Origin of the sequence: Micromonospora sp. M71_S20 (assembly GCF_003664255.1) — a bacterium.
Lineage (GTDB): Bacteria > Actinomycetota > Actinomycetes > Mycobacteriales > Micromonosporaceae > Micromonospora.
The window spans coordinates 2155956-2168816 of sequence record NZ_RCCV01000001.1 but is presented as its reverse complement, the minus strand read 5'-3'; the positions used below and the strand labels follow the sequence as shown (position 1 = coordinate 2168816).

The following is a 12861-nucleotide window of genomic DNA, read 5'->3' as shown; positions in this document are numbered from 1 at the left end:
CGACGATGGGTGACGGTCCGCGTGGGACCGCCACCCATCGGGGCGTACGCCTGCGTCAGTCCTCGTCGGACTTGCCGCCGCCCATGCCGGACGAGATCAGGTCCATCACGGACGAGTCCTGGAGCGTGGTGACGTCGCCGAGCGAGCGGTTCTCCGCCACGTCGCGCAGCAGCCGGCGCATGATCTTGCCCGAGCGGGTCTTCGGCAGCTCCGGCACCAGCATGATCTGCCGGGGCTTGGCGATCGGGCCGAGCGTCTTCGCCACGTGGTTGCGCAGCTCGGCGATGAGCTTCTCGCCGGCGTCGCCGGCGATGTCCGTGGTGCCGCGCGGGATGGCGAACGCGACGATGGCCTGCCCGGTGGTCGGGTCGGTCGCGCCGACCACCGCCGCCTCGGCCACCGACGGGTGGGATACCAGCGCGGACTCCACCTCGGTGGTGGAGATGTTGTGCCCGGACACCAGCATCACGTCGTCGACGCGGCCGAGCAGCCAGACGTGCCCGTCGTCGTCCTTCTTCGCCCCGTCCCCGGCGAAGTACATGCCCTCGAACCGCGACCAGTACGTCTCGATGAACCGGTTGTCGTCGCCCCAGATGGTGCGCAGCATCGACGGCCACGGCTCGCGCAGCACCAGGTAGCCACCGCCGCCGTTCGGCACCGACTGGCCCTGGTCGTCGACCACGTCGGCGACGATGCCGGGCAGCGGCGTCATCGCGGAGCCGGGCTTGGTCGCCGTCACGCCCGGCAGCGGCGAGATCATGATCGCCCCGGTCTCGGTCTGCCACCAGGTGTCCACGATGGGCAGCGCACCCCCGCCGACGTGCTGCCGGTACCACATCCACGCCTCGGGGTTGATCGGCTCACCCACGCTGCCCAGCAGCCGCAGCGAGGACAGGTCGTAGCCGGCGGGGATGTCCTCGCCCCACTTCATCATCGTGCGGATGAGCGTCGGCGCGGTGTAGAGGATGCTGACCTTGTACTTGTCGACGATCTCCCAGAACCGGCCCTTGTGCGGGGTGTCCGGGGTGCCCTCGTACATCACCTGCGTGGCGCCGTTGGAGAGCGGGCCGTAGACGATGTAGGAGTGCCCGGTCACCCAGCCGATGTCGGCGGTGCACCAGTAGACGTCGGTCTCCGGCTTGAGGTCGAAGACCGCGTGCGCCGTGTACGACGTCTGGGTCAGGTAGCCGCCGGTGGTGTGCAGGATGCCCTTCGGGCGGGCCGTGGTGCCGCTGGTGTAGAGGATGAACAGCGGGTGCTCGGCGTCGAACGGCTGCGCGGCGTGCTCGGCCGAAGCGGTCTCGACCGTCTCGTGCCACCAGCGGTCCTTGCCCGACCAGGCCACCTCCTCGCCGGTGCGGCGCACCACCAGCACGTGCTCGATCGACGGGCAGTTCGCCACCGCCTCGTCCACGGTCGGCTTCAGCGCCGACGGCTTGCCCCGGCGGTAGCCGCCGTCGGCGGTGATCACCACCTTCGCGCTGGCGTCCTGGATCCGGTTGGTCAGCGCGTCGGCGGAGAAGCCGCCGAAGACCACGCTGTGCGTGGCGCCGATCCGCGCGCAGGCCAGCATCGCGACCGCCGCCTCCGGGACCATCGGCAGGTAGATCGCCACCCGGTCGCCGGCGGTGACGCCCAGGTCGGTGAGCGCGTTGGCCGCCTGGCAGGTCAGCCGGTGCAGGTCGGCGTACGTGATGGTCCGGGTGTCGCCCGGCTCGCCCTCCCAGTGGATGGCGACCTTGTCGCCCAGGCCGGCCTCGACGTGCCGGTCCAGGCAGTTGTACGCCACGTTGAGCTGCCCGCCGACGAACCACTTCGCGAACGGCGGCTTCGACCAGTCGAGCACCTGGTCCCACTGCCGCGCCCAGGTCAGCCGCCCGGCCTGCCGCTCCCAGAACGCCAACCGGTCGGCGTCCGCGTCCGCGTAGGCGTCGGCGGTGACGTTGGCGTTCGCGGCGAGTTCGGCCGGCGGCGGGAACTGGCGTGTCTCGTTCAGCAGATTGGCCAATGCCTCGCTCATGCCGTGCTCCCTCGTCGCTCGGGTGACCTGCGTCTCTCTAGGGCACGAGGTTAGTCGGGGCGGCCGGCACGGGCGACCGCCGGTCCGGCCGACGCGCGCCGAGCGGCCTCCACCGCGCGCCGGACGGCGACGCGGGCCGTCGCGTCGACGCCATTTGTCCGGGCGGGCCCGTCGGTTCGACGGATCGCGGGGTGGCGGTGGTCGCTTCCGGGCGGCTCGTCGGCGGGTCGCGCCGGGCAGTCGATAGCGTGACGGGGTGACCGCTGACCCGCTCGCCCCGCTGCTCGCGCTCGCCGACGTCGCCCCCGCCGTGGAGCGGGCCCGCGAGCGGTTCGACCGGGCCCTGGGGCACCGCGCGCTGCGCCGGCACGGCGGCCAGGTCGCGGCCGAGGTCAGCCTCCGCTCCGCGGTGGCCAGCGCCGCCCTGGAGGGGTACGCCCGCGAGCGCGAAGCCGTCCGCGCCGGGACGGTGACCGAGCCGGTGGTGCAGGGCGCGCTGCGGGTCGCCGGGGCGCTGCCGGGGCTGTCCGAGCTCTGGCCGAAGGCGCCCCGGCAAGCGCTGGCCAGGCTGCACGTGCTCGCCGCCCGCGACGTCGTCGGCGAGGCCGAGCTGGGCCGGCCGGTGGTCGACCCGGTCGTCGCCGCCCGGCTGGACGGGCTGGCGGGGCTCGTCGCCGGCGGCACGAAGGTCTCGCCGCTGGTGCTGGCCGCGGTCGTGCACGGCGAGCTGCTGAACCTGCGCCCCTTCGCCGGGCCGTCCGGGGTGGTGGCCCGGGGCGCCGCCCGCCTGGTGCTGCTGTCCAGCGGGCTGGACCCGCGCGGCCTGCTCGCCGTGGACGTGGGTCACCACGAGCGCGAGCCGGAGTACGTCGGCTCGGCCGGTGCCTTCGCCACCGGCACCCCGGACGGGCTGCGCTCCTGGCTGCGCCACTACATGGCGGCGGTGGAGGTCGGCGCCGACCAGCTCACCACGATCGGCGACGAGGTCCTCGCGGCGGCCTGAGCCTGGCGGCCGCCTCTGGCAGCCGGTCGTCTCGCAGGCTCAGGCGGGCGCGGGGGCGGTGCGGGTGCGACGGTGGCGGCCGTACCAGGCGATGCCGATGGCGACGCCCACGCCCACGCCCAGCGCCGCGGCGGCGACCGGAACGGCCGGGCGCTCGCGCAGTCGCCGCCCCAGTGGGATCGGGTGCCGGAACTCCAGCACCGGCCAGGAGTTCTCGACCGCGAGCCTGCGCAGCTGCCGGTCCGGGTTGACCACCGAGGGATGGCCGACGCACTCCAGCAGCGGCCGATCGCTGTACGAGTCGGAGTAGGCGTACGAGTCGGCCAGGTCGTAGCCGCGCTCGGCGGCCAGCTCGCCGACCGCGTCGACCTTGCTCGGGCCGGCCGCGTAGAACTCGACCTCGCCGCTGTAGCGGCCGTCCACCACGCCCATCCGGGTGGCGATCACGTCGGTGACGCCGAGCAGAACGCCGATCGGCCGGACCATCTCCTCGCCGGAGGCGGAGACCAGGACGACGTCCCGGCCGGCGGCCTGGTGCTCCTCGATCAGGGCGGCGGCCTCGGCGTACACGTACGGATTGATCAGCTCGTGCAGCGTCTCCGCGACGATCTGGCGGACCTGTTCCACCTGCCAGCCCTTGCAGAGCGCGGCGAGGTAGTCCCTGGTCCTGGCCATGGTCTGCTCGTCGGTGCCGCCCAGCCGGAACATCAGCTGCGCGTACGCCGACTTGACCACGTCACGCCGGGTGATCAGACCGTCCCGGTAGAACGGCCGACCGAACGCCAGGGCGCTCGACTTGGCGATGACGGTCTTGTCCAGATCGAAGAAAGCGGCACTTCGGCCCACGGCGCGAAAGTCTAGCCGGATGGTCTATGGTCGGCGGGTGCCCGGGGCCCGGCGACCCCTCGGACCTGCGGGCCGGCCCTCCGCCACCCTCGCTCATCGTGATGATGGTCACACTCTGCGAACATTATTTCGCAGGGAGTGGAGGCAGCACCACTCGACGTATACAGGTTCACTCAGGCAGACTTGTTGATGCGACGAGTGTTCACATCTCGTACAACTGGCAGACCCTCGGCGGTCGCACCCCCCGTGACCGCTGAGTGGGTTCGGCTCGACCCCCCCGGAGCCGAACCTTCGACGACCCCCGTCTCCCCCCGACGGGGGTCGTCCCTTTCCCCCGGAGCGCTTCTACCCAGGTCGCAGGTCGTCTCCGTCCCCATGGAGGACGCTCTCCGGAGGCGGTTTCTCGGCCGGAGGCAGCAGGGAGGCAGCGGAGCCGTCGAAGGCCGCCAGGGCGCGGGCGGCATAGTCGTCCGGGGTGTGCGTATAACGATTGAGCGTCGTTGACCCGAGCAGCCCGGAGCGCACCGGCGAGGGCAGCCAGAAACGACGCTCTGACCTACCACCACTTCGGGTACCACCTCAGAACCTTTTCCGCGGCTCTGGCTACTTCTGTTTCCTGCCCATCGTCGTCCCCTTCCCCGCCCATCGTGCGGGGAGGACTCGCGCCGGCCGAAACCATAGGACCACTGGATGGCGAGCATCCCTGCGCCCGTGAGGAGCCAGACTGCGAGACCCCAGCGCAGCCACAGCCCGATGCCCGCTGCGAGGTAGAGCGGCCCAGCCGACGACAGCCGACAACCTACGAAGGCGGGCGTCATTACATGATCCTAAAGCCGCCAACCAAGCCTGATCTTCGTGTACGGGCGCGGCGTGGGCGGCTGTCGACAGCCACAGTGACGCAGCAGGGCCGGACATGGACGGCCCTCGGACGCCGAGCGCGGACAGACGCCCGAGGCCGATACGAGGGACGCCGCCGGACGAAGCGCCCGCAGCTTGTGAACGAGGCGTCAGGAAGGCAGTGGAAGCGTAGCTGCAGTTCGATCCCGTGAACCAACCAAGTCCGGCACCAGCTCGTTGACGGGCCGGCTCACCGGGCGGCTCTCGGTGTGCCGGCACAGGTGTCACGGCCAGGTTCTGGCCTCGGCGTCGAAGACCTCAGGCCGGCTCTCCACCGGCAGCACGCAGACCAGATGCCCACCGGGTACGCGCAGCACCCGGCACTCCTGCCACTGCGCGACCTGCGTGGCGCCGAGGGCGACCAGGCGAGCGGTCTCGGCCTCGACGTCGTCGGTCTCGAAATCGAGGTGGAAGCGGGGCTCGTCGTCGACTTCCTGCACGGCGATGACCAGTCCGGGCAGGGCGTCGTGCAGGTCGATGAACTGCGGATACGACGGGTCGGACTCGGTTGGAGCACCCAGGGCTTCCGACCAGAAGGCCACCGCCCGGGCCGCCTCCGCGCGAGGGGTGTCGATCAGGACGGCGTACACGCGACTGCGATGCATGCAGCGCAGACTATCGATCCGTGCGGCCCCGCGTGGAGCCCTCGCCGCCGTCGCGGTAGCCGGGGTGATTCCGGAGTTGGAGGCGCGCGCGGCCCGCCGGAGTCCATAGCAGATCGACTCGCTCGGCGGGCGTTGTCCACAGGGCGCGCGGTTGTCCACAGGCTGTGGGGACGGGGCGACGTTCCGGCTGGCGTCGGAGCAGGGTCTCGGGTCAGCAACCCCGAGCCCGACCGCTGGAGGCCGCGATGCCACCCCGTACCTCCGTCCCGCCGCACCGGCCCCTGCCGCTGCTCGTCACCTCGGACGGCGACCTGCTCGACGACCTGCTCCGGCTCGCCGCGGCGGGCGGCGTCGAGGTGGAACTCGCCGCCGACCCCGCCGCGGCCCGCACCCGCTGGTTGCCGGCCCCGCTGGTGCTGGTCGGCGCCGACCAGGCCCAGCCCTGCCTGCGGGCGCGGCTGCCGCAGCGGCCACGGATGGTGCTGGTCGGGCGGTCCGGGGAGCTCGACCCCGGCTGGCAGGTCGCCGAGCTGATTGGCGCGGAACACGTGGCGACGCTCCCGGCGGCCGAGCCCTGGCTGGTCGACCGGTTCGCCGAGTGCGGGCCGGAGGGCGTCGAGCGGGGCGGCGCCCGGATCGTCGCGGTCCTGGGTGGGCGCGGCGGCGCCGGGGCGAGCATCCTGGCGGGCGGGCTTGCCGTCACCGCCGCCAGGGCCCGGCTGCGCACCCTGCTCGTCGACGCCGACCCGCTCGGCGGCGGGCTCGACCTGGTGCTCGGCTGGGAGCAGTTGGAGGGGCTGCGTTGGCCGGCGCTGACCGGTGCCGACGGTCGGGTGGACGCGCCGGCGTTGGTGCGGGCCCTGCCGAGCCGGGGCGACCTGGTGGTCCTCTCCTGGGACCGGGGCGACCTGCTCGCCCTTCCCGCCCAGGCCATGGCAGCGACCGTCGACGCCGGTCGGCGGGGCCGGGACTTCGTGGTGGTGGACCTGCCCCGACAGTTGGACGACGCGGCCGTGACGGCGCTGCAGGCGGCGGACCAGGTCTACGTGGTGGTTCCGGCGGAGCTGCGGGCCACCGCCGCGGCGGCCCGTGTGGTGGCGGCCGCCGCCCCGCACTGCGCCGCGATGTCGGTGATCGTGCGCGGTCCGGCACCGGGCCGCCTCGGAGCGGCGGAGGTGGCCAGGGCGCTCGGGCTGCCGCTGGCCGGCACGCTGCGCCCGGAACCGGCGCTGGCTCGCGGGTTGGAGCGGGGCGAGGCCCCGGCCGCGCACGGCCGGGGCCCGCTGGCCGCGCTCTGCCAGCGGATCGTCGCCGAGCTGACCGGCGCCCCGGCGGCGGGTGCGGCATGACCGGGTCGTCCGAGGGCGAGACCCTGGCCGCCCGGGTGCGACAGCGCATCGCGGCCGCCGCGGCCCCGGTCACCCCCGCCGCGATCGTGTCGGCGGTACGGGCGGAGCCCACCGCCGCCGTCCTCGGCGACACCGCCGTGCTGAGGATGGCCGACCAGGTGCACGACGACCTGGTGGGAGCCGGCCCGCTCGCCCCGTTGCTGGCCGATCCGGAGGTCACCGACGTGCTCGTCAACGGCGTCCGGGTCTGGGTCGACCGGGGGCGGGGCCTGCACCAGGTCGCGGTGCCGCTCGGCACGGTCGACGACGTACGCCGGCTCGCGCAGCGGCTCACCGCCAGCGCGGGCCGGCGGCTCGACGACGGCTCCCCGTACGCGGACGCCCGGCTTCCCGACGGCACCCGGCTGCACGCTGTGCTGCCGCCGGTGGCGACCGACGGGCCCTACCTGTCCCTGCGTACCTTCCGGCAGCGGCCCTTCACCCTCGACGAGCTGGTGAGCCGGGGGACGGTTCCCCGACCGGTGGCGCCGGTGCTCTCCGCCGTGGTGGCGGCCCGGCTGGCGTACCTGGTGACGGGCGGCACCGGATCCGGCAAGACGACGCTGCTCAACACGCTGCTCGGACTGGTCCCCGCCACCGAACGGATCGTGCTGGTGGAGGACGCGGCCGAACTGCATCCCCGGCACCCGCACGTCGTCGGGTTGCAGGCGAGGACGGCCAATGTGGAGGGCTCCGGCGCGGTCGGGCTGACCGACCTGGTGCGGCAGGCCCTGCGGATGCGGCCCGACCGACTGGTGGTCGGCGAGTGCCGGGGCGGGGAAGTGGTCGATCTGCTCGCCGCCCTGAACACCGGCCACGACGGGGGTGCCGGCACCCTGCACGCCAACACCCCGTCGGACGTGCCGGCGCGGCTGGAGGCCCTCGGGATGCTCGGCGGGCTGCCCCGTCCCGCGCTGCACGCCCAGGTGGCCGCCGCACTCCAGGTGCTGCTCCAGGTGCGCCGCAGCACCGAGGGGCGCGTGCTGGAATCGGTCTGCCTGCTCCTGCCGGAGGGCCCGGACCGGCTGGTCACGGCGGTTCCCGCCTGGGTACGTGGGCGTGGGCCCGACCTCGCCGCACCGGCGCTCGCCGAGCTGCTGCGGGAGCGGGGCGTACCGGTGCCGCCGGTCCTGACCGAGCCGTGGCCCGGATCGGCGGGGCCCAGGTGACCGCCCCGTACGCGCTGGTGGCGCTGCTCTCTGTCCTGGCGGCGGTGCTGGTGGCCGGGGCGGTGCGTGGTGGCCGGAGCCGGCGGGGCGTGCTGGCCGCTGGCGTCGGCGGGAGCGCGCGTGCCGGCGCGGAGGACCCGCTCGTCGCCTGGATCACCGAGTTGCGCCGGACAGCCGGGCAGGACGCGCACGGCACGACCGCGCGCACCGCCGGCGGCGTTTCGCGCCCGCAGGCTGTCGACCGCCGCGACCCGCGCGTCGAGTCCCGGGTTCGCCTCCGGCAGCCGCCGGCAGGCCCGGACGCCCCGGTCAGCGGCACTCCCGGGAGCGGACGCGAGCCGGAGGGCGGGGCTCGGTGGGCGTCGCGGGACGTGGTCGACCGGTCGCCCTGGCCCTGGCCGGCCGGAGACGACCCTGGCGCTGCACGAGGAGGAGACGGCGACCCTAGGCTGACGCGACCCGCGGGCCCGGCCCGACCCGTGCGCCACCTGGACCACCGGGACGCGCCGCGCGGGGGCGGAGACCCCGGTCGGGTCCGGCCGCCCGGGCGGCGGGACGCCCGGCGCCCCGGCGGAACGCCCGCCCCGGCGGCTGCCCCGGCGCGTCGGCCCGGCACGGTGACCGATCCGCCCGGCGGGGCCCGGCGACCGAGGTGGCTCCGACCGGACGTACTGGCGGCGTCCCCCAGGCGCACCCTGCTGCTCGCCGCGTCGGCCGGCATCGGAGCCGGCCTGCTGCTGGGCGGCCCGGTCGCGGCGGTGGCCGTCGGCGCCTACGGCACGCTGGCTGCTCGCGCGCTGCTCCGACGCAGGGACGGCCGGTACGCCGTCCGGGCCCGGCGGCACCGGTTGGACCAGCTCTGCGGGCTGGCCGCGGATCTGCGGGCCGGCCTGCCGGTACCGGTCGCCGCCGAGCGCCTCACCCCCGGCCCGACGGGGACCGACCGCGGATCCCCCGAGCGACAAGACGGGTCGGCGGCAGCCGGAAGCCGGGGCCACGGCGACGCGGGGGCCGGCGACGAGCGGGGCGGGGCGGGGCGCCTGGACCGACTGGCCCGCGCGGCCGTACGCCTCGCCGACCAGACGGGCGCGCCGCTGGCGGAGCTGCTGGAGCGGATCGAGGCGGACGCCCGCTCGACCGACCGTGGACTGGCCGCGGCGGAGGCCCAGGCGGCCGGGGCCCGGGCCACCGCTCTGCTGCTCGCCGCCCTGCCGCTCGGCGGTATCGGGCTCGGCTACGGCATCGGCGTCGACCCGGTGGCGGTGCTGCTGCACACCCCCGTCGGTGGTGCGTGCGCGGTCGTCGCCATCGCGCTCCAGGTCGCGGGACTGTTCTGGGCCGAGCGGCTCGGCGCGTCGCCGGGACGGGCGAACTGATGCCTCGGACGGCGCTGGCAGTGGGCTTCGTGGCTGCGGTGGCCCTGCTCGTCGCGATGCTCGCGGCGGGCCGGCGGCCCCTGCGCCGGCTGCGCGCGCTGCGCAGGGCACCGGTCGGCGTGCACCCGGCCGCCACGCCCCGACGACCGGTCGGTCCGGACGACGACACGACCGACGACGTCCGTCCTCGGCGGCGGCCGGACGCCATCCGGGTCGCCGCGGCTCTGGGCGGCGTGGCCGTGGCCGTCATCGTCGGCGGCTGGCCCGGGGTGGTGGCGGCCGTGCCGACGACGCTGCTGCTCGACCGGCTGCTTCGTCGGATCGAGCCGCCGGCCGTGCGGAACCGGCGGCTGCGCGAGGCGGCCGATCTTCCGCTCGCCGCCGACCTGCTGGCGGCGGCGATGCGGGCGGGAGCGCCCGTGGACAGGTCGATCCTGGCCGTAGCCGGGGCGCTCGACGGGCCACTCGCCGACCGGCTCGCCCGGGTCGGCCGGTTGCTGCGGCTCGGCGGAGGCCCCGAGGAGGCGTGGGCTCCGCTCGCGGCGGTGCCGGGGGCCGAGCGGCTGACGGCCGCCGTGCTTCGCAGCGCCGACAGCGGAGCCGCGCTGGCCGGCGCGCTGACCCGACTCGCCGATGACCTCCGTGCCGACCGGTCCACGGCCGCGGAGGCGGCAGCCCGCCGCGCCGGCGTGCTCATCGTCCTGCCGCTGGGGCTCTGCTTCCTGCCGGCCTTCATTCTCGCCGGCCTGGTGCCGGTGATCGTCGCCGTCCTCGGCGACGTGCTCTGATCATCGTCAAGAAAGGACAAGAACGTGCGCAAACTGCTCGCCCGCCTGCGCGGGGACGCCGGAATGAACACCGCCGAGTACGCCGTCGGCACCCTGGCCGCGGTCGCCTTCGCCGGGATCCTGCTGAAGGTGCTGACCTCGGGCAACGTGCAGTCCGCGTTGACCGCCGTCATCGACCGGGCGCTCAAGTGACCGAGCGCCGGTCGGTTGGCCGTGACCGGGGTTCCTTTACGGCCGAACTGGCGGCCGGCCTGCCGGCGCTCCTGCTGCTCCTGCTCGCCGGGCTGTCGGCGGTCAACGCCGTCGGCACGAGGGCGGGTTGCCTGCACGCGGCCCGGGAGGCGGCGCTGGCCGCCTCCCGGGGCGCCGACGGGGCGGACGCGGCCAGCCGGGCGGCCCCGCCGGGAGCGGAGGTGACCGTCACCGTCGACGGCCAACGGGTAGTCGCCACCGTCCGGGCGCCCGTACGCGCACTCGGCTCCCGGCTGCCCCGGATCTCCGTGACCGCGACGGCGGTCGCGGCGGTGGAACCCGGTGTCGTGGGAACGGACCCCCTGGGGCCCGGTGCCGCGGAGCCCGCGACCCCGGGCGTCGAGCCGCCGGAGGGCGGATCGTGAGCGGGCGAATCGGGGGCGTCGACCGGCAGGGCGGCGGTGGCTCTCACCGGCGGGGCGACGGCGGCCCTGGCTGGCGGGGCGACGGCGGCCGTGACCGGCAGGGCGGCGGCGCGGTGCAGGTGCGGGAGAGCGGGGTGGAGGTGCGGGGGAGCGCGGCGGGGCAGACGGGGGAGCGTGGTGGGGCGACCGTCTGCCTGCTCGCCGTGGGACTGGCGTTCGTCATGGTCGGGTTGTTCGGTGCCGCCGTCGGCGCGGCCCGGACGGCCCGGCAGCAGGCCCGGGTGGCGGCGGACTTCGGCGCGCTGGCCGGTGCCGGCCAGGCCCTCCTGGGCGAGCCGGCGGCCTGCGGCCGGGCTGCCGAGATCACCGCCGCCAACGGTGGTCGGCTGCTCGCCTGTCGACTCGACGGACTCGACGTCCTGGTGACCGCCGAGGTGGCCGTCACTCCGCTGCCCGGCCTGGCGCGGGTCGCGTCGGCCACCGCCCGCGCCGGCCCGGTCCGCGGCTGAGCGGCAGGCGGCGCAGCTCGACCGGGACCGCCCGGCCGAACATCGCCTCCACCAGCGTGGCGGGCCCAGCCTCGGGCCAGGTCGACGGCGAGGGCCGCGCAGGACGCGACCGGGTCGGGACGACGGAAGCCGGCACCCCGACCCGGGCGGATCAGCGTCCCTGGAGAGCGTCGAGGGCCACGGCCATCGCGATCACGAGGCGGCGGTCGACCTGCGGGTGCTGGATCTGGACGACGTACCGGTCGCGCAGGCCCCACTGCTTGATGACGGAGAAGACCGGCTGACCGCCGGCGACGAAGTCGAAGTGGTAGGGCAGCCAGGACAGCGAGTCGACGAACCGGCGCAGCAGCGCCACCGGCATGCTGCGCTCCTGGCCGGTGACCTGCGGCAGGCCGGCCTGCTCGACGTGCCAGGTGGACCGCAGCAGGGACTGGGCGAAGTCCTTGCGGAACAGGCCGATCGGGTTGCCGGCGTGGTCGGTCACGTCGTACGTGGCGCCGATGTCGAGGCGCTGGCGGGCCTTGAACCCGAGCAGCGGCTGCTGCTTCGTGTCGTCGGTGTAGATCGTCACCTGCTCCTTGAAGGCGAGCCGCTTCTGCTGGGCGAACGCCAGCAGGCCACCTTCGGAGCCGTCCGGTGCCACGGCGTGGACCTCGTACTGGTTGACCATCATCCGGAGCCGCTGCCGGATGTGGAACTGCTGCTGAGCCTGCAAGTTGTCGAGTTGCATGATTCTCCTTCGAGGGGTCGCCGGAGTGTCGCACAGCTTCACCCGTGCCGCCGCCGACAGGTCACGCGTCCCTCCCCGCAGGCTACGCGGCCCGACCTGCCAGAACACGGCGGTTCCGGCCGGCCCCGCCACCCCATCCGGACCCTGCCGCGCTGCCCGACCCGCTACCGTGCCGGCCCGGCGGTACCGTCCGACCGGCGACCCCGCATCGACCCGCAACCCCGCCACGGTCGACCCCTCCCCGGACCGGCAACCCGCCAACCCTGTCGCGACCGAACCCCTCCCGCGACGGGCGACCTCGCCACGACCGCAGCCCGCCACCGCAGCCCCGCCACGACCGGAACCCGCCGCAGCCGTGCTGGGCCGTGCGGAGCGGGGTCACCGGCCTCCGTCGACGGTGGCCTTGAGCGCCCACGCGTTGAGGACCTGGTGGATGCTGCGCAGCCGCTCGTTGATCTGTTCCAGGCGCTCGGCCTGCGCCAGGCTCGCGAGCGCGGTGCCCAGGGCGATCTGCTGGTCGGGAGTGAGTTTCTCCTGGTCGATCGTGTAGAGCAGGTCGACGGTCTCGGCGATGGTGTCGGCCACGACTCCTCCTTCGACGGGAAACACGGCAAGGATCCGCGAGCAGAAATGGAAGCGCTCCCACGTATTCGTTGCCCCGAGAGGAGGGGTTCTATGCCTGCTTTCCACCACCCGGGACCGGGGCTTCCCCCGAACCGGTCTCCACCACCCGGGACGGGGAGCCACCCAAACCCCCGGGGCCGCCCGCGGCGACGTCGTCCGGAGCGACGCGTTCCCCCGGAACCGGAGGGCCGCCCGGCAGGACGGCGCCTCGAACCGCGCGGCGGCCCGGGACCGCGACATCGCCGCCGGACGAACCGCCGGACGAACCGCCGGGCGAGCCGCTGGAGGA

At 74.8% G+C, this 12861-nt stretch carries 13 protein-coding genes; 8 read left to right on the top strand and 5 right to left on the bottom strand.

Annotation, left to right across the window (positions count from 1 at the left end; all coding sequences use genetic code 11):
* Positions 1-55 precede the first annotated feature (55 nt).
* Positions 56-2020, bottom strand: a complete 1965-nt coding sequence (gene acs / locus DER29_RS09780; RefSeq protein WP_121397058.1) for an acetate--CoA ligase — start codon at positions 2018-2020, stop codon at positions 56-58.
* A gap of 256 nt (positions 2021-2276) precedes the next feature.
* On the opposite strand from acs, the gene DER29_RS09775 reads away from it, so the two are divergent.
* A complete protein-coding gene (locus tag DER29_RS09775) occupies positions 2277-3023 on the top strand; it encodes an oxidoreductase (protein ID WP_121397057.1) in 747 nt (248 codons plus the stop codon).
* Between the two features lie 39 nt (positions 3024-3062).
* Here DER29_RS09775 and DER29_RS09770 read toward each other — a convergent pair whose 3' ends face one another.
* Positions 3063-3869 (bottom strand): HAD family phosphatase, encoded by an 807-nt coding sequence (locus tag DER29_RS09770; protein ID WP_121397056.1) that lies wholly within the window; start codon positions 3867-3869, stop codon positions 3063-3065.
* 1121 nt (positions 3870-4990) lie between these two features.
* Positions 4991-5371 carry a VOC family protein gene (locus DER29_RS09765; RefSeq protein WP_121397055.1) on the bottom strand — a complete coding sequence of 127 codons (381 nt, stop codon included), beginning with the start codon at positions 5369-5371 and terminating at the stop codon, positions 4991-4993.
* A 245-nt stretch (positions 5372-5616) separates the two neighbouring features.
* On the opposite strand from DER29_RS09765, the gene ssd reads away from it, so the two are divergent.
* The 7 genes from ssd to DER29_RS09730 all read left to right on the top strand — a co-directional run bounded on the left by ssd (position 5617) and on the right by DER29_RS09730 (position 11218).
* A complete protein-coding gene (gene ssd, locus DER29_RS09760) occupies positions 5617-6720 on the top strand; it encodes a septum site-determining protein Ssd (protein ID WP_121397054.1) in 1104 nt (367 codons plus the stop codon).
* Positions 6717-7928: a TadA family conjugal transfer-associated ATPase gene (locus DER29_RS09755; protein WP_121397053.1), complete on the top strand. Its 1212-nt coding sequence runs from the start codon at positions 6717-6719 to the stop codon at positions 7926-7928. The genes ssd and DER29_RS09755 overlap by 4 nt, the downstream gene beginning before the upstream one ends.
* A 371-nt stretch (positions 7929-8299) precedes the next feature.
* Complete coding sequence (locus tag DER29_RS36220) at positions 8300-9304, top strand: hypothetical protein (protein WP_370040271.1); 1005 nt, start codon at positions 8300-8302, stop codon at positions 9302-9304.
* Positions 9304-10092, top strand: coding sequence for a type II secretion system F family protein (locus tag DER29_RS09745; protein ID WP_370040056.1), 789 nt, complete (start codon positions 9304-9306; stop codon positions 10090-10092). Before DER29_RS36220 ends, DER29_RS09745 begins: the two co-directional genes overlap by 1 nt.
* 63 nt (positions 10093-10155) lie before the next feature.
* The gene (locus tag DER29_RS09740; RefSeq protein ID WP_208418639.1) at positions 10156-10284 is read left to right on the top strand and encodes a DUF4244 domain-containing protein; all 129 of its coding nucleotides are present in this window, start codon (positions 10156-10158) and stop codon (positions 10282-10284) included.
* Positions 10281-10709: a TadE family type IV pilus minor pilin gene (locus DER29_RS09735; RefSeq protein ID WP_233599702.1), complete on the top strand. Its 429-nt coding sequence runs from the start codon at positions 10281-10283 to the stop codon at positions 10707-10709. The genes DER29_RS09740 and DER29_RS09735 overlap by 4 nt, the downstream gene beginning before the upstream one ends.
* A 113-nt stretch (positions 10710-10822) precedes the next feature.
* Positions 10823-11218 carry an Rv3654c family TadE-like protein gene (locus tag DER29_RS09730; protein ID WP_121399118.1) on the top strand — a complete coding sequence of 132 codons (396 nt, stop codon included), beginning with the start codon at positions 10823-10825 and terminating at the stop codon, positions 11216-11218.
* A gap of 151 nt (positions 11219-11369) precedes the next feature.
* On the opposite strand, the gene DER29_RS09725 is transcribed toward DER29_RS09730, so the two are convergent.
* Both DER29_RS09725 and DER29_RS09720 read right to left on the bottom strand, forming a co-directional pair.
* Positions 11370-11948 (bottom strand): hypothetical protein, encoded by a 579-nt coding sequence (locus DER29_RS09725; protein ID WP_121397052.1) that lies wholly within the window; start codon positions 11946-11948, stop codon positions 11370-11372.
* Between the two features lie 378 nt (positions 11949-12326).
* On the bottom strand, positions 12327-12533 hold the full coding sequence (locus tag DER29_RS09720; RefSeq protein WP_121397051.1) for a hypothetical protein: 207 nt from the start codon (positions 12531-12533) through the stop codon (positions 12327-12329).
* Positions 12534-12861: the final 328 nt, after the last annotated feature.